Here is a 19,434-nt window from a genome sequence, read left to right as displayed (position 1 = left end):
CTCAACTCCTCGCGGCACGGCACGACCGCAGCCACATTCGACGTTGCCACGCCTGGAGTTACGGCTTCTCGGTGGCCGTGGAGCCGTCGCCTGCCGGCCGTCATGTCGGCCGGCAGGCGTGTCCGCCCGACGATCGGAGATTCCCCCTTGAGCGGCGACAGCACGAATGCCGAAGAGAGGTTCGCCCGCCTCCAGAAGGATGTCCAATACCTGATGGACCGCACGGCCATCCTCGACTGCGTGGCGCAGCATGCCCGCGGGCACGACCGCCATGACATCGATCTGCTCACGGCCACGTACCACGAAGACGGGATCGACGAGCATGGCTTCGCCGTCAACCCCGGTCCGGAGTACGCGTCGTGGGCCAACGAGATCCACTCGGCCGCGGCTCGGCTGCACACCCACAACATCACCACGCACAGCTGCGAGATCGACGGCGACACCGCCCACGCGGAGAGCTACGTGCTGGTGGGGCTGCTCGGCCCTGACGGCAAGACCGCCCAACTGATGAGCGGCCGCTACCTCGACCGCCTCGAACGACGCGACGGCGTCTGGAGGATCGCGGTGCGACGATCTACCGTCGAATTGGCTCTCACCGCGGACGCTTCCCTCCTGCAAAGCCCGTTCTTCACGAAACAGGGGTTTGTGAAAGGCACTCGAGACACGCGCGACCTCTCCTACGAGCGGCCTCTGCTGCTCGACACCGAGCCGCCCGAGCGGTGGTGATCCGGCAGTTCGGCGTCGGGCTTGCGGGCAAGACCAGCCGGAACAACCGGTCCGGCCGCATTGGAGAAGCTGCAGCCTTGGGCAGCCGCAGGCGATAGTCGCCGCCGGCCTCGCCGCCCACCGTTCCCCGAACACGGCCTTGTCCCGGTCGGGAGCGGGCGTTCCTGCACCACATACTTGTAGGTCCATCAGGAAGAGCCCATGACGACGTGCAGACCACGTGGAACCAGAAGATCCTTCGCCGCCCTCGCCGTGGCCTCGGCCCTGCTGGTCGCCGCCTGCGGCCGCAGTGGTGACGGCGGTACAGAGGGAGATGACAACCTCCCCGCGAAGGCGGCCCCCACGGCCGTATCGGCCGACTTCGGCGACCTGAAGCAGGTCTGTCGCCCCGGCAACGCTTCGGGAACGTCCGCTCAGGGCGTCACCGACAAGGAGATCCAGCTCGGCGTCATCTCCGATATCGGCTTCAACAAGAACCCCGAATTCGGTGACGCCGCGAAGGTCTTCACCTCCTGGTGCAACGACGCCGGCGGCATCAACGGCCGCAAGCTCAAGGCCACGGTCCGCGACACCAAGATGATGGAGGTCCGGCAGCGCGTCACCGAAGCGTGCAGCCAGGACTTCGCCCTCGTCGGCGGCGGCGCGGGTTTGGACGCGCTCGGCACGCGCGAACGGCTGGAGTGCCTGCTGCCCGATTTCCCCGCGCAGACCTCGCAACTCGAGAACCAGGGCTCCGATCTGCAGATCTCCGTACAGGCGCACAGCCCCACGCACTGGCCCTATGAGGGCTTCTACACGTGGCTGACCAAGGAGGCCTACCCCGGCTCCGCGGGGGCTGTCGGCATCATCGCGGGCGACGCCCCGGTCACCAAGGTCATGACCGAGCGGGCCTCGGAAACCCTGCGGGCGGTCGGCGCGAACGTGTCCTACAGCGACTTGTACCCGGCTGCCGGCGTCTCCGACTGGACCCCGTACGCCCAGTCCATCAAGAACAAGGGCGTCAAGGGCCTGATCTTCCTCGGCGACTACCGCAACCTCGCCAAGCTGGAACAGGCACTGACCAGCAACCAGTACAAGCTCGACTGGATCGACGCCAACTCCAACGCCTACGGGCCGGCATTCGTGGAACTCGCGGGCAAGAACACCCTCGCGTACCAGAACAACGTCGCGGACCTCGGCGGGTTCACCCCGCTGGAATTGGCTCCCTCCTCCCCTGCCGTCCAGCAGGTGCTCGACTTGTACACGAAGTACGCCCCCGGCGCCACCGTGACGTTCCCGGCCCTCAAGGCCTTCTCCGCCTGGCTGGTCTTCGCCAAGTCCGCGGTCGCCTGCGGGGACAACCTCACCCGCAAGTGCGTGTACGAAACGGCAGCCAAGGAAACGAGCTGGGCGGCCGGCGGCCTCCAAGCCCCCGTCGACCTGTCCCAGCATCTCCCCGTCAAGTGCTACAACGTCGTCCAGGCGACGCCCGACGGGTGGAAACCCGCAGACTTCAAGCCCGACACCGGCGCCTACCGCTGTGACGCGACCGCCACGCCGACCATCGGAAACTACGGCAAACCTCTCACGCTCGCAGACGTCGGAAAAAGTATGAACGACGTCCGTTGACACACGCGGAACCGCGAAAATCCGAGAGTCCTCACCGGGTGCTTTTACAGCCGTGACGTCGCGGCATTTCGGCATTCGGCATTTCCGCGACTTGGAGCCCCCATCGGACCGATGGGGGCTCTGAGTCGCGCCCTGCCGTATTTTTCGGCGCCGAGAAGGTTGGCGCCGCCCGAGAATGCGCCATTCCGACCGATCGGGCTGTGCACCCGCGTGTTCGGCGCCCGGCGCCGCCCGGACTTCGCGTTGCCTGGCCGCCTATTCGCCTCGGCGGCCATCCGTTCTCCCCATGCGCCGCACCGGCCTGCACCCAGCACGATTGCCGCACCCACGACCCGGCTCAACGCTCTCACCAGGATAAACATGGTGGCAGCGCCGATAGGCCGCGGCCGCGGAGCATGCGGACTCAGGTGGGCATCCGGCCCAACATCCGGCACGCCGCGCTGCCACCGCGCGCCCGCACCCGCCGGCCGTGTCATGGGTGTGTCCGTTTCTCCTTCGTTCGTCACGCAGCGCAGACGCGCGGCCGAGGAATATCCTCAACAAAAGTAGAACGGCACTTCCCAAACGCAATAGTCCCATTCTAATGTTTCCACCAGAGCACGGCCAGGTGAATGAGCGGCGGCGCGCGCGGGAGGCTCTCGGTGGGCAAGGATGCGTTCGACAGTGTGCGTGCAATCGCACTCGCGCAAAACGTGTTCGTGCCCTTCACGCCCGCCCTCCTCGCGCATCAGCGTGCGAATGTCTTCCGGATCGAGCCGGCCGAAGGCGGTCCCCACGAGAGCTGGCGACGCGTGATGCCGAACACGGCGAGCGCGACGAAACCGCGGCGCTGCTCGGACTCGGTTCCTCTTGGGAGCCGGATCGCCGCAACGACGGATGGCGGCAACGGTCCCGTGGCAGCGGGGCCGTTCCGTGGTCCAGCGTTCACGTGCCGCCTGCCTCGGACGTGTCCACCGCGAGGTGCCACCAACCCGAGTGCCGGGTTCCGCGAGGGAATCCGTTCGTACGCGCCGCCTCGCCACGTTTCCGGCGAGCCGGGCGTCCGAGCAGCCCACGAGTGCAGCGCCGCTTCGCGGCAGAAAGGGGAGGGGCCCGTGGGAGAGATCATCCCGGAGCGGCGCTCGTACGTCGCCGGCATGTGGGTCGAGGGCGACGAGGTGCTCGCCGTCGAGAACCCGGCCGACGAGTCGCACGTGACGGACGTGTCCGTGACGCCGCTCGCGGAGATCGAGCGCGCGGTCACCGAGGCACGCGACAGCTTCGACCGCGGTGTGTGGGCGGACCTGCCGGTGCGTGAACGCGCCCGGATCCTGGGCGACTTCCTCGACCACGTCGAGGCTTCGCGCGAGGCGATGGTCGCCACGATGGTCGCCGAGGCCGGGCAGCCGCCGATGTTCGCCGAGCGGTCGCAGCTCGGCGGCGGCATGGCGGTGGCGCGCGGCGCGATCGACCTGTATCTGCGGATGTCGCACGAGGAGTCGAATCCGGTCCCCGTCGACGAACTCGTGCACGGCCGGGTCGCGTTGAGCCTCCGGCGGCACGAGCCGGTCGGGGTGGTCGCCGCGATCACGCCCTACAACGGCGCGATCGTGATGGCGCTGCAGAAGATCGTCCCGGCGCTGATCGCGGGCAACTCCGTGGTGCTGCGCCCGAGTCCGCTCACCCCGATCTCGTCGCTGATCTTCGGCGCGGCGGCCGACGCGGCAGGGCTGCCGCCGGGTGTGCTGAGCGTCGTGGTGGAAGGCGGGTCGGCCGGCGCCGAGCTGCTGACCAGCCACCCGGCCGTCGACATGGTCTCGTTCACCGGGTCGACCGCGGTCGGGCGGCAGATCATGGCGCAGGGCGCGCCGACGGTGAAGCGCGTCGCGCTGGAGCTGGGCGGCAAGTCGGCGCAGATCTACCTCGACGACGCGGTGGGCAGGGCTGCGGCCGGGGCGATGGCGGTGGCCGCCATGACGGCGGGGCAGGCGTGTGTCGCCGCGACGCGGATGCTGGTGCCGCAGGAGCGCAAGGCCGAGGTGGTGGAGGCGGTGAGCGCGGCGTACGCGCGGATCACCGTCGGCCACCCGACCGCGCCGGGCACGACGATGGGCCCGGTCATCAACGCCGGTGCCCGCGACCGCTGCGAGAAGTTCGTCGCCCTCGCGGTCGAGCACGGCGGCAAGGTCGCCTTCGGCGGCAACCGCCCGAAGGGCCTGGAGCGCGGCTATTACTTCGAGCCGACCGTCCTGGACCTGCCCGGCAACGACAACCCGGCGGCCCAGGAGGAGATCTTCGGCCCGGTGATCTCGATCATCGGCTACCGGGACGTCGACGACGCCGTGCGCATCGCCAACGACAGCCCGTACGGCTTGTCCGGGCAGGTGTACGGCGCCGACACCGCGGCGGCCACGGCCATCGCCCGGCGTCTGCGGACCGGCGCGGTCAACGTCAACGCCGCCGTCTTCAGTGCCTACGCCCCCGGCGGCGGCTACAAGCAGAGCGGCCTCGGCCGCGAGCGCGGACCCGACGGCATCCGCGCGTTCCAGGAAGTGAAGCACTTGGTGATCGGCGAACTCCGATGAGCTCGTCTCGAAGCGAAGGAGCTGGAATGTCTGCGAACCTCAACCTCGACTGGCTGATCTCGGTCGACGACCACATCCTCGAACCGCCCACCCTGTGGATCGACCGCCTCCCGAAGGCCGACCGCGACCGCGCTCCGCACATGGAGTTCGACGACACGGGCCTCGACTTCTGGGTGTACGACGGCAAGAAGTTCCCCAGCTCGGGCCTGAGCGCCGTCGTCGGCAAGTCGAAGGAGGAGTTCAGCCCCGAGCCGCTCCCCTACAGCGAGATGCGGCCCGGCTGCTACGACCCGGTCGCGCGCGTGGAGGACATGAACCGCGCGGGCATCCTGGCGTCGCTGTGCTTCCCGACGATCACGCGCTTCTGCGGGCAGCTCTTCTCCGAGGCGAAGGACCTGGAGTTCGGCTTCACGTGCCTCCAGACGTACAACGACTGGATCATCGAGGACTGGTGCGGCGCCGCGCCCGGCCGCTACATCCCGCTGATCCTCATCCCGCTGTGGGACCCGAAGCTGGCCGCGAAGGAGATGGAGCGCTGCGCGAACAAGGGCGCCACCACATTCGCGTTCTCGGAGAACCCCGCGCCGCTCGGCCTGCCCACCATCCACGACCAAGGCGGTTACTGGGACCCGGTGTTCGCGGCGGCGAACGAGCTGGAGATGGTCGCGTCGATGCACGTCGGCTCGTCCTCCCAGGTGCCGCAGATCGCACCGGACGCACCGTTCCTGGCGAACCTGGCGTGGGGTGCCACCCGCACCTCGGGAGCGATGCTGTCGTGGCTGTTCAGCGGCATGTTCCAGCGCTTCCCGAAGCTGAAGATCGCGCTGTCCGAGGGTGAGATCGGCTGGATGCCGTACTTCCTGGAGCGCGCCGAGCAGGTCCTCGACAAGCAGCGCCACTGGGTCAAGAAGGGCGTGCGCTTCATGGACCACGCCGGCAGCCACTCCGTGGACCTCGACACCCTGGACATCCGGGCGACGTTCCGCGACCACATCTTCGGCTGCTTCATCGACGACGAGCACGGCATCGCCAGCATCGACACCATCGGCGAGGACAACATCATGTGCGAGACGGACTACCCGCACTCCGACTCGACGTGGCCCGACTGCATCACCGTCGTGAAGAACCGCATCAAGCACCTCCCCGAGGAAACCCAGTACAAGATCCTGCGCGGCAACGCCGAGAAGCTGTACCGCTTCACCCCGGCCGAACCCCCCGTCCTCGCGAGGACCTGACATGTCCGCAGCGTTGCGGCTGATTCACAACGGACCCACAACCGACGGAAAGAAGGGGTGACCAGCATGCTGCTGGACGGGAAGTCCGCGATCGTCACCGGCGCCGGCTCCGGTGTCGGCGCCGCCTCGGCGCTGCGCTTCGCCGAGGAGGGTGCCAAGGTCGTCTGTGCCGACATCCGCCTCGACCTCGCCGAGGAGACCGCCCGCCGGGTCGAGAAGGCGGGCGGCGTCGCCACCGCCGTCGCGGCCGACGTCTCCAAGGAGGACGACGTCATCGCCATGATCGCGGCGGCCGTCGAGCGCTTCGGCCGGCTCGACATCCTCTTCAACAACGCCGGGATCCCCACGCCGCGCCTGGGCGCGAAGCTGGAGGACCACACCGCCGAGGACTTCCACCGCCTGGTCGGCGTCAACTTCGGCGGGATCTTCTTCGGCAGCAAGCACGCCGTCCTGCAGTTCAAGAAGCAGGGCGGCGGCGGGGTCATCCTCAACACCGGGTCCGTCGCGGGCCTGGTCGCGTGGGGCGGATCGGTGTACGGCGCCACCAAGGGCGCGGTCCACCAGCTCACCCGCGCCGTCGCCATCGAGGGCGCACCCTTCGGCATCCGCGCCAACGCCATCGGCCCGGCCGGCATGCCCGCGACGCGATTCATGGCCGCGGGCGGGCTGCCCGACGACCCCGCCGCGGTGGAGGCGACCACGCAGCGGGTCGCGGCGTCGCATCCGCTCGGCAACGCGATCACGGCGGAGGACTGCGCGGAGGCCGCGGTGTTCCTGGTGTCCGACCGGGCCGCCAACATCACCGGCACGATCGTGCCGCTCGACGGCGGATACGTGGCGAGGTGACCGCATGACCGCGACCGAGTCTCACGCGTCGTTGGACCGCGCCCGCGTGCGCGAGCTGTTCGACCTGCGCGGCTCCTACCTGGCGTCCGTCGGCGGCGGCTACGAGGACGACCCGTACCCGGCCTGGGCCCGGCTGCGCGAGGAGGCGGCGGTGCACCCGGGCACGGTGCACGAGCTGACCGGTTACGACGGGCCGGCCAACTTCCAGGGCCTGCCGTTCCCGGACCGCCCGCACTTCTCCGCGTTCTCGTACGCGGCCTGCGACGCCGCGTTTCGCAACGCGGAGGTGTTCGCCGCGTCACCGACTCCCGTCGACCCGATCGGCGATGCAATTTCGCTGGGCAACACCATGTTGTCGATGGGCGGTCAACAACACCGCCGCTACCGGGCGCTGGTGCAGCCGTCGTTCGTGCCGAACAAGGCCGAGTGGTGGATCCGCAACTGGATCGAGGAGACCGTCGACCTGCTGATCGACAGCTTCGTCGACGACGGGCGCGCCGAGCTCAACGTGGACTTCTGCGCCGCCATCCCGGTGCTCACCATCACCGGCAGCTTCGGCGTGCCGGTGGAAAAGGCCCTCGACATCCGGGCCGCGCTCCGCAACCCGGACGCGATCGTGGACGTCATCCGGCCGATCGTGGCGGCCCGCCGCGAGCAGCCCGAGGACGACCTGATCAGCGTCCTGGTCGAGGCCGAGATGAAGGACGAGGACGGCGTCGCCCACCGCCTCTCCGACAACGAGATCTACTCGTTCGCGCTGCTTCTGCTGACCGCCGGGTCCGGCACGACGTGGAAGCAGATGGGCATCACCCTCACCGCGCTTCTCCAGCGCCCCGAGGTGCTGAACGCGGTCCGCGAGGACCGCGCGCTGCTCAAGCCGGCGATCGAGGAAGCTCTTCGGTGGACGCCGACCGACCCGATGTTCTCGCGCTTCGTCATGGAGGACACCGACTTCCACGGCGTCCATCTCCCCCGAGGCTCCATTTTGCATATGTGCCTGGGGGCGGCCAACCGCGATCCGGCCCGTTGGGACGCCCCTGATGAGTTCGACATCACCCGGCGCGTGCGTCCGTCGTTCGCGTTCGGCGGGGGCGCCCACGTGTGCCTCGGCATGCACGTCGCCCGGGCCGAGATGCGCATCGGCATCGGCAGGCTGCTCGACCGCCTCCCGAACCTGCGCCTCGACCCGGACGCCGCGCAGCCGCGCTTCATCGGCCTGTACGAACGGGGCGCGACCGAGATCCCCGTGGTCTTCGGCTGACAGGCGCACGGGTGAACGTCGATTTGAGAACGTCGATTTGGGAGGCATGAACGATGAGTGAGCCCGGCTACCAGAAGCCCGACCTGGCACTGCTCGGCGCCGAACACGTGGCCCGGTACCGGGAGACGAACGGCGAGGTCGGCTACGAGTGGAACGGCGCCACCGCGCTGCTCCTGACCACGACCGGCCGCAAGAGCGGTGAGGCCCGTACGAACGCGCTCATCTTCGGCCGCGACGGCGACAACTACCTCGCCGTCGCGTCGAAGGGCGGCGCCCCGGCGCATCCCGCGTGGTACCTGAACCTCCAGGCCGACCCCACGGCGGAGGTCCAAGTCAAAGCCGACCGCATCGCGGTGACCGCATACACCCCGGGGGGCGCCGAGCGCGACCGCCTGTGGAAGGTCGTGACGGGCTACTGGCCCAACTACAACACGTACCAGACGCGTACGGACCGGCTCATCCCCATCGTGGTGCTCACCCCATCGCACGGGGGCGACAGCGCATGACCACGCCCAAAGAACAGCCGACCGAACCCACGCAAACACCCGCGGGCCGGAAGCACCGGGCGTCGTCGGCGGAGCGGGCCACGCACCGCTCCCCAGCCATACCGCGGTCGCAAGCACGCAGCGCGCAGCAGTCTCGGGCGATCACCCGTGCGGCGCGTCGGCTGATCATCGAGAAGGGGCTCCCCTTCACGACAGCAGAGTTGACGAAGGAGTCCGGGGTCGCGCTCCAAACCATCTACCGACACTTCGACGGCAAGGACCAAGTCGTCCTCGCCGTGATGAAGGAGGTGATTGCCGAGCACGCGGTACGTGCGGAGGCCGAAGCACTCCTCTTAAACGATCCCGTGGCTCGCCTGCGCCTCTACATCACCGGCACACTCAACTCGCTTCGTTTGGGTATGGATCTGACCGGCCCGCAATGCATCACGGCCGAACACTGGCGGCTGTACCAGTTGTTCCCCGATGACGTGGCTCGGGCCACGCAGCCGTTCGGCGCACTGATCGAACGCGAGCTTGTGGAGGCCGCGGCGCAGGGCCTGCTGACACCGCAGAACCCGACGCGCGACGCGTGGGTCGCTATCAGGCTGGTCACGGCGACGTACCACCACTACGCGTTCGCGACGGTGTACGACAGCGTCGACGAGATCGCCGATCAGGTGTGGGCGTTCTGCCTTGCAGCATTCGGTGGCGCCCAGGCGGCTTTCCCAAGAGAAAGCACGATTTCCGGCAATTCCCGATTTTCCGGCACAGAGGAGGTGGGCCACGCATGAGTGAAGCCCTGGTTTTCGCCAAGGGCCGCGATTTGGATGCCGCCGCTGTGGCACTGCGTCCGTGGCTGGGCGAGCGCCTCGGCGTCGTGGACGTCGAACTCGCGAACATGGCTTACCCGTTGGGCGCGGGAGTCTCCAACGAGACGATCCTGTTCGACGCCCGGCACGGCGGCGGCGTCGACGAACTGGTCCTGCGCATCGCCCCGCGCCCCGAGCACCAGATGTTCCTGGACCCGAGGTTCCGCATGCAGTACAACATGCTCACCACGCTGCGCCGACTCGGCACGGTGCGGGTCCCCGAGGCCTTGTGGTACGAGGAGGACACCGCCCTTCTCGGCCAGCCGTTCTACGTGATGCGCCGTATGCGCGGCCGGGTGCCGGTGAGCATGCCGGTGTACAACTCCACGGGCTGGCTGGTCGAGGCGACGCCCGCGCAGCGGCGTACCGCGTGGGAGAGCGCCATGGGGCAGCTCGCCGCGATCCACTCGGTGCCGATCGAGGAGTTCGCGTTCGTCCACCGGCCGGAGCAGGGGGCCGCGGGCGACGAGCAACAGCTCGCGTACTGGGGCGAGTTCGCGGCCTGGGCGCTCGGGGACGACGTTCCCGAGTCGGTACAGGCGCTGTTCGCCTGGCTGAAGGCGAATCGCCCGCCCACCGACAGGCCCGGCCTCGCGTGGGGCGACGCGCGGATCGGGAACATCATGTTCGGCGACGACTTCCGCGTCGTCGGGGTCATGGACTGGGAACAGGCGTCGCTGGGCGGACCCATGGCCGACCTCGGCTGGTGGCTGCTGTTCGACGAGATGCACAGCACCTCCCAGAACGTGGCACGACTGGACGGCCTCGGCACACGGCAGGAAACCCTCGACCTCTGGCAGGAACTGACCGGACGTCAGGTCGAAAACCTGAACTGGCACGAGACGTTCGCCGGCCTCAAGGCCGGGCTGCTGGGCCTGCACTCGCGGCGCTCGATGAACCTGCCCAAGGCCGGCCGCCCGAACCCCTGGCTGGAACGGGCGTGCCGGCTGGCCGAGATCGACGCACCGGTGGAGATGTCGTGACTCCGATTGCCGTCACTCGGATACGACCGGCACTGCTGCCAGGATCACTGACCCCGGGCTCGTTGCCGCAGTGACTTCGAGGCCGCGGAAGGACGCTCGCACGTGCCTTGGCGACCTGTGCAGTCTGCCACCACAGGCACGTTCACATTTCGCACATGCATGCCAATCGAACAGAACCGTATGCCTCCGTTCGGAGGCCGCTGTCGAAGATCCGTCAGGAATTCGGTGAGGAGGAACGCGGTGGGAGAGACGATTAGCAACGCGCAACAGATCCGCCTACTCGCAGCGTCTTGCACAGGCGAGGTGGTGTTCCGGCACGTCGCCCTGGACGGCGGCGAAAGTGCCTACAGTTGGCGGGAGTTGGACCGCCGGTCGGACCAGCTCGCCGGTGCGCTGGCCGAGCGGGGGTTGGGCCTGGGCGACCGGTTGGGTCTGGCGCTGCGCAACTCGCCGCAGTTCGTGCTGGGTGTGTTCGCCGCGTGGAAGCTCGGCGCGGTGCCGGTGCCGATCCGCTGGGACCTGCCGGACTGGGAACTGGCCCGGCTGCGCGAGGTCGTCGACGCCCGCGTCCACCTGGGCGGGGACGACCTGCCGTGGATCGACGCGACGACGGACTCTGACGTCCCCGAGTTGCCGGATGTGCTCTCACCGAACGCGCATGGCATATGCAGCAGCGGATCCACTGGAACGCCGAAGGTCATCCTCAGTCTGCTTCCGGCGCTCCACAACCCGTTGTTCAGCACGCCGATGATGGAAAGCTGGCGGCCGGTGTCCCGTCCGCAGACGATCCTCGTCCTCGCGCCGATGTACCACACCAATGGGCTGGCCACGCTGTTCGGCCTGCTGTCCGGTGACCGGCTCGTGGTCATGGAGAAGTTCGACGCGTCGCGCGTCGTCGACGTCGTCGAACGCCACCGTGTCACCCACTTCACCGGGACGCCGACGATGCTCCAGCGCATCGCCGACCTGCCCGGCGTCGACAGCCGCAACCTGTCCAGCCTCGACTGGATCATCCAGGGCGCCGCCCCCATGCCGCCGTCGCTCGTACACCGCTGGGCCGAACTCATCGGCGCGGAACGCATCCTGATGGCGTACGGCATGACCGAAGGCCTCGGCCTGACCGCGATCCGCGGCGACGAGTGGATGAAGCACCAGGGCAGCGTCGGCCGCCCGCTGGCGACGACCGAGGTCCGCATCCTTGGCCCCGACGGAGCAGAACTCCCGCCCCGGGAGGTCGGCGACGTGTACCTGCGATCCTCCGCGTACGGCGGCTACAAGTACCTCGGCAAGGCCCCCGAACTCAAGCGCACCCAAAGCGGGTTCCAGACCGCAGGGGACGTCGGGTACCTCGATGAGGAGGGCTACCTCTACCTTCTGGACCGACGCGTCGACATGATCGTCACCGGCGGGGCGAACGTTTTTCCGGCCGAAGTCGAAGCGGCGCTGATCGACCACCCCAAGATCGCCGACGTCGTCGTCATCGGTCTGAAAGACCGCGAGTGGGGGCGCCGCGTCCACGCCTTGATCGAACCCGCCGACCCGGCCGCGCCACCCACCCATCAGGAGGTCGTGGCGTACGCCAAGAGCCGACTCGCCGCGTACAAGGTCCCCAAGACGACCGAGTTCGTCGACGCCATTCCGCGCAGTGCCGCGACCAAGGTGAACCGAGGCGCCCTCGTCGCCGCCCGCGGCGGCTGAGTGCCGCCGGTCCGTCCGAGGGGGCGTCACCGCCCACGAGATCAACGCCGACGTCGTCATGGACGTCGCAACTGCACCCAGGAGACAGCCCGTGAGACTCAGAACAACCCTCACCAGCTTCACGCTGGCGGCCGCATTGTGTGCTGTGGCCGGCTGCGCCGACCGCGGCGGCACGACCGACCCTGGTGAAGGAGCGGGTGCCGCCCCGTCGGTGGGCACTCCTGTGTCGTCCGACTTCGGTGACCTGAACAACGTGTGTGGCTCCGGCAATCCGACCAGCGCGTCGGCACAGGGCGTCACCGCCAAAGAGATCCAGGTGGGCGTCCTGTCCGACGTCGGCTTCACCAAGAAGCACGAATACGAAGACGCGGCCAAGGTGTTCACGTCGTGGTGCAACGAGGCCGGCGGCATCAACGGGCGCAAGGTCAAGGCGACTCTCCGCGACACCAAAATGGTGGAGGTCCGCCAGCGGATTGTCGAGGCCTGCCGCGACGACTTCGCGCTCGTCGGCGGGAGCGCGTCGCTGGACGGGATGGGCACCAAGGACCGGCTGTCGTGCCTGCTGCCGGAGTTGCCCTCCCAATCGACCCAGCGCCAGAACGAAGGGTCCGACCTCCAGCTCACGGTCCAAGCCGGAGGACCGTCGTACCTCAGGAACGCGGGCTTCTACGAGTGGCTCGTCAGCGAGGCCTACCCAACCTCGGCCGGCGCGGTGGGCATCATCGCGGGTGACTCCCCGGTCACCAAGGTCTCGGTGGCGCAGCGCACGGAGTTCTTCCAGTCGCGTGGCACGCCGATGTCGTACACCGAGCTCTACCCGGCGGCCGGTGTATCCAACTGGACGCCGTACGCGCAGAACATCAAGAACAAGGGCGTCAAGGGCCTGATCTTCATGGGCGACTACGGGTCTCTGGCGAAGCTGGAGCAGGAGTTGACCGCCATGGACTACAAGCTCGACTGGATCGAAGCCAACAGCAACGCCTACGGCAAGCCCTTCATTGAACTCGCCGGCTCGGGAGTACTGAACTACCAGAACAACCTGGCCGACATCGGCGGGACCCACCCGCTGGAGGAGGCCGCGTCCAACCCGGCGACCAAGCAGGTTCTCGACCTGTTCGCGAAGTACGCTCCCGGAGCCGAGGTCACACTGCCGGCGGTCAAGGCCTTCTCAGCCTGGCTGCTGTTCGCCAAGTCCGCAGCGACCTGCGGGGACGACCTCACCCGCAAGTGCCTGGTCGACGCGGCGCGCAAGGAAACCGCGTGGACCGGTGGCGGCTTGCAGGCGCCCATCGACCTCTCGGTCCAGGACGGCCCGTCCAAGTGCATGAACGTCGAGAAGGCGACCGCCGAGGGCTGGCAGCCCGCCCCCGACTACAAACCCACTCACGGGGCCTACGACTGCGACATCGCGTCCTACAAACTCACCGGTGACTACGGCAAGCCGGGAACCCTGGCGGATGTCGGCAAGAGCCTGAACGACCTCAAGTAGCCGCTTGGCGAACGAGCCGCTGCCACGCCCCCTGGTGATTGTTCCCCGCCGGGCGTGGCGGTGAGGGGATGAGAGTCCCCAGGGGTGGAAGCCCAGGCCGTCGACGCGGCGCGACGTCCCGCTCCGACTCCGTGACACCGGAGCGGGATGTATGTGGCCGCAGCGGCGTCGACGGCCTGGGCTTCCCGACAGGTGTGGACGTGCGCCCACCCCGCGGGCCGTCACCCGGAGGGTCAGCGCACCACGACGCGCACCCGTGCCAAGTTGCGTGCCAGCGCGAACCCCGTGGTCGTGTCGCCGTCTCGGCTGGCAGCGACTTGGAGGACCGGGAAGTAGGTGCCCGGCTCGCGATAGGTGAACGTCGCGGAGATCTCGACCTTCGCACGGGAGGCGTCGAACGTCGCAGGCGTGGGCTCCCCGCTTCCGGTGAAATCCCATGCGGCGGTGACGATCCGCCCCGCTCGCGCCGGGACTTCGACGCGGGCACGGAAGACGACGGACCGGCCGACCGCGACGTCGACCCGGTCGCGGCCGTTCACGGTCAAATTCACGACGGGTTGCACGCCTCCGCGTCGGTCGGCATCCGCGGGCAGCGAGATCTGCCCGTCGGTCACGCTGTAGCGGCTGGGTCGTGGCGGTCTGACGCCCCGTTCCGCCCACGCGCTCACGTCACGGAGCGCCTGCTGCAAAATCCCACCGTAGTCGACCACCCCGGGCAGGTGAGCGCCGATGTGGTCGGCGTTGTCGTTGTACCAGACCTGGACGCTGTCCTCGTACGACGTGCCCACAGCCTGCGCCGCCTGAGCCCGATACCAGTCGGCGTCCCACGGATACGCGTCGACGTCGAGCACATTGGCCACCACGATCACCTTTCCGGTGACCTTGCCGGTGAACGTGCCGCCGCCGCTGACACTCGCGGAGATCTGGGGGCCGATCTCGACGGGACGCTGGGGGTAGCGCGGCTGCCCGTCGGCGCCGCGGAACTGGTCCCACACCGAGAAGCCGGGACGTGCGGGCACCTGGTGCCGATGGTAAGAGCACAACGCGAGCCACCAGCGGTTGTCGGTGCGCAGATGATCACCCACCGTAATGGCCTCCACCTCCTCGGGGGCGTTTCCGGCACCGATCGTGAAGACGTTCGCCGCCGGGTCGAGCGTCCCGGTGAGTGGTCCGATCGCGGTACCGCCGCGACCGACCGCGAAGTCGAGCGGTGTGCCTCTGGGGTTGGCAGGCGCGCTGTCGAGGACCAGGCTGGTGGGCGTCCCTTGAGCGTCGCGGGCGATCCGGGTGATGGCCGCGGCATGGTCGATTTTCGTGGCCCGGTACAGATCACCCAAGGCCGACCGTTCGGTGCCGAGGTACCCGGGCCGCGACCAGAAGTCGTCGGCGTACGTGGGATCCATGAGCCGCACGACGCTCCCGAAGTCAAGAAGCCATGTCGGGTTCTGTTTCCCCAGCAGGTAGTCGGGGTTCTGCCACCCGCGCAACGGGACGCCCATGCCCGTGACTTCCCGGAGTACCACCCGTTCGAGGTCGTTGAGCCGGCGGTAGGGATTGCCCGAACCGCCCGGCCGCATCGCGTCCGCGATCTGCTCGGCCTTGGACTCCAGCGCGAGTCGGGCGAATGCCCGGGCGAAGAAAAAGTTCGGGATGGCCACAGGCGAGCCGATGATGAACGGCACCGCCCCGTCCCACACGCCGACGCTGTTCTCCATCGCGGCGACGGTCTGGAACGACCCGCCGCTACCACCGCAGATGTAGCCGTAGATCCGCCGCGACGAACCGTAGTACTCCGCGGCGACCTTCCGACTGAATTTGGCGGCGGCGGCATCGACCTGGTACCCGCCGCCACTGTTGGTCTGCACGGTGTACGCCCCGCTGGCGGCACCGAAGGCGATGTTGTCGCCGGAGGCGTTCTCGTCCGTGAGAGGGTAGACGGTCTGGAAGAAGCGCCCTTGCCACTGATGCTTGGGCGGCAGGTAGATGGTGAACTTCTTGTCCGTGCCCTCGAAATGCCCGGAGATTTTGCGGTGGGGTACGGGAGTGTTCAGGTCCGTCTGGCTGTCGATGACCGGGGCGGCGTAGGACGGGTCGACGCAGTCGGGCGTGACCCAGACCGGGCCACCCGGCTGCGGGGACGTGCACTGCGGCAGCGACGCCGCGGCCGACGCGCCCGTGGGACTCATCAGTGACGCGCCCAGAAGCACCACGGCGCCGCCCGCCACGCTCTGGACGAATCGCCGCCTCGACCACTCTCCTTCCGTCTCGGCCGGGCGCATTTCGTCCTCGATTGCTCTTCGTGTGCTCATGGCTGTCCCTGGCTGGTCGGATGGCTGGCGAAGGCCGCAGGTGTGCCCAAGGCGGCTTACCGCGCTCGGACACGCCGGCTCACGGAAACGAACTGTCGTTTGCGTCGGAGATGGCGGCGACAGGCGGATTCGCCGGTCGCCGAGGTTGCGGCGTGCCCCGCACGAACTTCGGCGGGAACGTCACGGCACCCGGGCCGGCGAGATCCAGCGATCGCCGACTCGTCGGCGGCCGATCTCACCACGCCGTCAGTGGAATGTCGCTGCTCCCAGACGACTCACAGCGGACACAAGCCGGTGCGGTACACGCGGCACGTGTTCGCCGCCTCCGATGCCACCGCCTCGGCGACGCGCGGACGCCTCCGCTCCCTATGCGCGAAGGCCGCAGATCGGCGCCCGGCCGGTGAACGACCGCGGGAGCAGTGCCAGGTGCCGCACGGGCTTCTCCACGATGGCATCGCGACATGGACTACCTTTCCCTGGGACGCGGACGGGTCCTCGCACGGCAGGTGCAACGGCGCTTGACACACCGATCTTGGTGGACGGCGGAAAGGACAAGCGGCGCCAAGGCAAGGCGAAGCGGCGGCACCACCATTTCTATCTTTCATCAACTTTTAGCACCGGGCGAGCGCCCAGACAAGAGGATCCGGGCGGGTGGACGAACGGGATTCCGCGGCTCCTGATCCAACGCGCGAGGCCGCGTCGTAAGCCGTGCCAAAACACACCCGCGCACAACGGCACCGTCCCGCCGACCCACAAAATCGTTGGCGGCGCGCGAAATGGGTTGGGGCGAAGGGCTCTTGGGCTCCCGCCGAAGAGCGGTCGCGGTGAGTTCGCGACCTTACCGTCCCCGCGCGCACGTACTGCGAACGACGATCTTCCCTGTGTCGGCCGGCTCGGTGACCGGGCCCGGCATGTCGAGGACAACTCCCACCGAGTCCCGGTGGCCGTGTTCGGCGCCGACCGCCGGTCGGACCTGATGCGCCTCGCCTCGGAAGACGGGCAAGGCGGTTTTCGCAACCCGGCATCATTACCGCCGCCATATCCGTCACACGCATATGCCGTCACACTTGTGCCCGCACCAGCTTTACCTCTCCGGCCTGCACCTTTTCCGCACTCCGGTGCGCCGTCAACGACCGCCCAACAACATCCCCGGCGACAAGACCGACCGATCGGTGTGCCGCAACGCCCCCTACGGACAGGGCAGTTGATCTCGACTACCGCGATTGCGCCTCTTGTTACCGGCGAGTTTCTCCGGTACACCTGTCGTTCGGCGAGGCGCAGCACGTTCGAAGACCCGCTTGTCGGCTTTGGTGTTGTCCGGTGGCTGGCCACCGGACACGGCGACCGGGATGCGATTCCGCGACGCACCGGCGAGCTCTCCTGCGCCGCGTCGCCCCCGCGCGGCGTGCGGACCTTGGGCATTCCCGTACCACCGTCCCGGTCAGGAGTCCGCATGGAACGATTTAGAACGCCAATTCGGTACCGTGACGCGACCACACCGCCGTCTGCCCCAAGCGGCACCGCCCCGTTCACGCCGCCCTTCCGCCGCAGTCGGGGAGGACGCCGGCTGTGGTGAGCGTTCACAATCGGGCGGTGCGTCGCCGGGTGCCGGACGCGGCCCTCCGAACGCAGAGGAACCACCGACCGCATCCACGCCCGACGATGGCCGACGACTCGTGTCCCGTCCTGCGCAAGTCGGCGTCCCCTGGCCCCGCCCCGGCACCGGCCGCCCGCCGCGGCCGATCACCTTGACATCCGGCACCCAATCACCGAGCGGGACGCTCACGCCGGCAGATATGCACGGCGCCTTTCACGTCGGCACTTCTGCGTATGTAACCAACCCTTCCTTCGGCTCCGCACGACGGCGTTCTCCGAACTGCCGCCACCGGCACGGAGACATCACACCCACATTGCGGCCCGCCCGCCCGACGTCCGGCCGCGCTTTCGCACAGTGCCGGTCACGCGGGTCGTGTACGGCCGGGCGGAAATTGCCTTGCCCGCATGCGGAAACTTCAGAGAAATCATCCGAAATATCTCCGCCAAAATCCTCCACGTTGCCGATTCCGATTCATGCCAAATGACTGATCCCGGCCCCAGCGACCCGCATTTCGATACGAAATGCGGGCCATTCCCATGGCCTTTTCGAAAAGGATCACGAAGGCCATGGAAAACAACGAAAAACGCCACAGAATCCTTGAACAACGACTGCCTCGGATGCTATTTTCCTGACGTCGGCAAGGAAATGGAAAAAACCGCTGACATCATGAGATCATCACCTATTCCTTGGAGAGGATTTCCGTGCGCATTTCCTCATGGGCCAGGCGATTCCTCGTCGCGACCGTCGCGGCGGGCACGCTCGCGGCGGGTGGTCTGTCGACCTCGTCGACCGCGCTGGCCGCGACGTACGAACGAGGCCCGGCTCCCACCGCGCAAAGCATCGTCGCGGACGGCCCGTTCTCCTACGCGACCGTGGCCGTACCCACTCAGTCCTCCTTCGGGGGCGGGACAATCTACTACCCGACCGACACCAACCAGGGCACCTTTGGGGCCGTCGCCGTCATCCCGGGTTTTGTCGGCTCGCTCGACAACGTCGCCTGGATCGGTTCGCGCCTGGCGTCGCACGGCTTCGTGGTGTTCACCGTCGCGACCACGAACCCGTTCGCGTTCCCCGGTGACCGGGCCGCCCAACTGCAGGCTGCGCTCACGTACTTGACGCAGAGCAGCTCCGTCCGCGACCGCGTCGACCCGAACCGGCTGGCGGTGGCCGGCCACTCGATGGGCGGGGGCGGCGCCCTCGAAGCCGTCCGCAACAATCCGGCCCTCAAGGCGGCAGTGGCGCTCCAACCCTGGGACTTCGGCCAGAACTTTTCGGCGATCGCGGTGCCCTCGATGATCGTCGGTGCACAGAACGACCAGGTCGCGACGGTGACCTCGCACTCCGAACCGTTCTACGACCAGATCCCGGCCGGCGCCGAGAAGGCCTACCTCGAACTCGCCGGCGCGGGCCACGACGCCGGCCAATCCGTATCGAACGCGACGCAAGCCGGAAGCATGCTGTCCTGGCTCAAGCGCTACGTCGACGAGGACACGCGTTACGAGCAATTCCTGTGCCCGGCGCCTTCCGGTCCGAGCGTCGCCGAGTACCGCGACACCTGCCCCGCTTGACCTTTCCCTGGCCGTCGACGCCTTTCCGTCCTTGGGCGGAAAGGCGTCGGCACTGACACATGGGCCCACGGCTCAGCCGGCCGCGGGCCGCCAATGATCATCACTCGTCGCATTGCGGATGATCAATGCACGCCATTGAGTCGACGAAAGATTCTCTATACGCCCGTATAGCAATGCCGTATGCTCGTCGCGCACC

At 68.1% G+C, this 19,434-nt stretch carries 13 protein-coding genes; 12 read left to right on the top strand and 1 reads right to left on the bottom strand.

Translation table 11 applies throughout. From position 1 onward, the window contains the following. The first annotated feature begins 147 nt into the window (after nucleotides 1-147). The 11 genes from LO772_RS30025 to LO772_RS29975 all read left to right on the top strand — a co-directional run bounded on the left by LO772_RS30025 (nucleotide 148) and on the right by LO772_RS29975 (nucleotide 13,764). A complete protein-coding gene (locus tag LO772_RS30025; protein ID WP_231775163.1) occupies nucleotides 148-726 on the top strand; it encodes a nuclear transport factor 2 family protein in 579 nt (192 codons plus the stop codon). A 201-nt stretch (nucleotides 727-927) separates the two neighbouring features. After that, a complete protein-coding gene (locus LO772_RS30020) occupies nucleotides 928-2,334 on the top strand; it encodes an ABC transporter substrate-binding protein (RefSeq protein WP_231775162.1) in 1,407 nt (468 codons plus the stop codon). A 1,094-nt stretch (nucleotides 2,335-3,428) separates the two neighbouring features. Continuing rightward, a complete protein-coding gene (locus LO772_RS30015; protein ID WP_231775161.1) occupies nucleotides 3,429-4,898 on the top strand; it encodes an aldehyde dehydrogenase family protein in 1,470 nt (489 codons plus the stop codon). 26 nt (nucleotides 4,899-4,924) lie between these two features. Continuing rightward, nucleotides 4,925-6,133: an amidohydrolase family protein gene (locus LO772_RS30010; RefSeq protein ID WP_231775160.1), complete on the top strand. Its 1,209-nt coding sequence runs from the start codon at nucleotides 4,925-4,927 to the stop codon at nucleotides 6,131-6,133. A gap of 66 nt (nucleotides 6,134-6,199) precedes the next feature. Beyond that, the gene (locus LO772_RS30005) at nucleotides 6,200-6,979 is read left to right on the top strand and encodes an SDR family NAD(P)-dependent oxidoreductase (RefSeq protein ID WP_231779783.1); all 780 of its coding nucleotides are present in this window, start codon (nucleotides 6,200-6,202) and stop codon (nucleotides 6,977-6,979) included. Nucleotides 6,980-6,983: 4 nt separating this feature from the next. Continuing rightward, nucleotides 6,984-8,240, top strand: coding sequence for a cytochrome P450 (locus LO772_RS30000; RefSeq protein WP_231775159.1), 1,257 nt, complete (start codon nucleotides 6,984-6,986; stop codon nucleotides 8,238-8,240). Between the two features lie 53 nt (nucleotides 8,241-8,293). After that, complete coding sequence (locus LO772_RS29995; protein WP_231775158.1) at nucleotides 8,294-8,746, top strand: nitroreductase family deazaflavin-dependent oxidoreductase; 453 nt, start codon at nucleotides 8,294-8,296, stop codon at nucleotides 8,744-8,746. Next, entirely contained in the window at nucleotides 8,743-9,516 is a 774-nt protein-coding gene (locus LO772_RS29990) for a TetR/AcrR family transcriptional regulator (RefSeq protein WP_231775157.1), read from the top strand. The genes LO772_RS29995 and LO772_RS29990 overlap by 4 nt, the downstream gene beginning before the upstream one ends. Further along, complete coding sequence (locus LO772_RS29985) at nucleotides 9,513-10,577, top strand: phosphotransferase family protein (RefSeq protein WP_231775156.1); 1,065 nt, start codon at nucleotides 9,513-9,515, stop codon at nucleotides 10,575-10,577. The genes LO772_RS29990 and LO772_RS29985 overlap by 4 nt, the downstream gene beginning before the upstream one ends. A gap of 240 nt (nucleotides 10,578-10,817) precedes the next feature. Continuing rightward, on the top strand, nucleotides 10,818-12,275 hold the full coding sequence (locus tag LO772_RS29980; protein ID WP_231775155.1) for a class I adenylate-forming enzyme family protein: 1,458 nt from the start codon (nucleotides 10,818-10,820) through the stop codon (nucleotides 12,273-12,275). 91 nt (nucleotides 12,276-12,366) lie between these two features. Next, on the top strand, nucleotides 12,367-13,764 hold the full coding sequence (locus LO772_RS29975; RefSeq protein ID WP_231775154.1) for an ABC transporter substrate-binding protein: 1,398 nt from the start codon (nucleotides 12,367-12,369) through the stop codon (nucleotides 13,762-13,764). 233 nt (nucleotides 13,765-13,997) lie between these two features. Here the strand turns inward: LO772_RS29975 and LO772_RS29970 are convergent, their stop codons facing one another. Then, on the bottom strand, nucleotides 13,998-16,073 hold the full coding sequence (locus LO772_RS29970; protein ID WP_231775153.1) for a PKD domain-containing protein: 2,076 nt from the start codon (nucleotides 16,071-16,073) through the stop codon (nucleotides 13,998-14,000). 2,298 nt (nucleotides 16,074-18,371) lie between these two features. On the opposite strand from LO772_RS29970, the gene LO772_RS29965 reads away from it, so the two are divergent. Next, nucleotides 18,372-19,238: an alpha/beta hydrolase family protein gene (locus LO772_RS29965; protein WP_231775152.1), complete on the top strand. Its 867-nt coding sequence runs from the start codon at nucleotides 18,372-18,374 to the stop codon at nucleotides 19,236-19,238. Nucleotides 19,239-19,434: the final 196 nt, after the last annotated feature.

Source organism: Yinghuangia sp. ASG 101, from assembly GCF_021165735.1.
Classification (GTDB): Bacteria; Actinomycetota; Actinomycetes; order Streptomycetales; family Streptomycetaceae; genus Yinghuangia.
This window is presented reverse-complemented; position numbering and strand designations above follow the sequence as displayed.

What these genes read in the sequence shown, in the direction of transcription:
- LO772_RS30020 (WP_231775162.1), top strand. Translation starts at nt 928, where the DNA reads ATGACGACGTGCAGACCACGTGGAACCAGAAGATCCTTCGCCGCCCTC.
- LO772_RS30010 (WP_231775160.1), top strand. Translation starts at nt 4,925, where the DNA reads ATGTCTGCGAACCTCAACCTCGACTGGCTGATCTCGGTCGACGACCAC.
- LO772_RS30005 (WP_231779783.1), top strand. Translation starts at nt 6,200, where the DNA reads ATGCTGCTGGACGGGAAGTCCGCGATCGTCACCGGCGCCGGCTCCGGT.
- LO772_RS30000 (WP_231775159.1), top strand. Translation starts at nt 6,984, where the DNA reads ATGACCGCGACCGAGTCTCACGCGTCGTTGGACCGCGCCCGCGTGCGC.
- LO772_RS29995 (WP_231775158.1), top strand. Translation starts at nt 8,294, where the DNA reads ATGAGTGAGCCCGGCTACCAGAAGCCCGACCTGGCACTGCTCGGCGCC.
- LO772_RS29990 (WP_231775157.1), top strand. Translation starts at nt 8,743, where the DNA reads ATGACCACGCCCAAAGAACAGCCGACCGAACCCACGCAAACACCCGCG.
- LO772_RS29985 (WP_231775156.1), top strand. Translation starts at nt 9,513, where the DNA reads ATGAGTGAAGCCCTGGTTTTCGCCAAGGGCCGCGATTTGGATGCCGCC.
- LO772_RS29970 (WP_231775153.1), bottom strand. Translation starts at nt 16,073, where the DNA reads ATGAGCACACGAAGAGCAATCGAGGACGAAATGCGCCCGGCCGAGACG.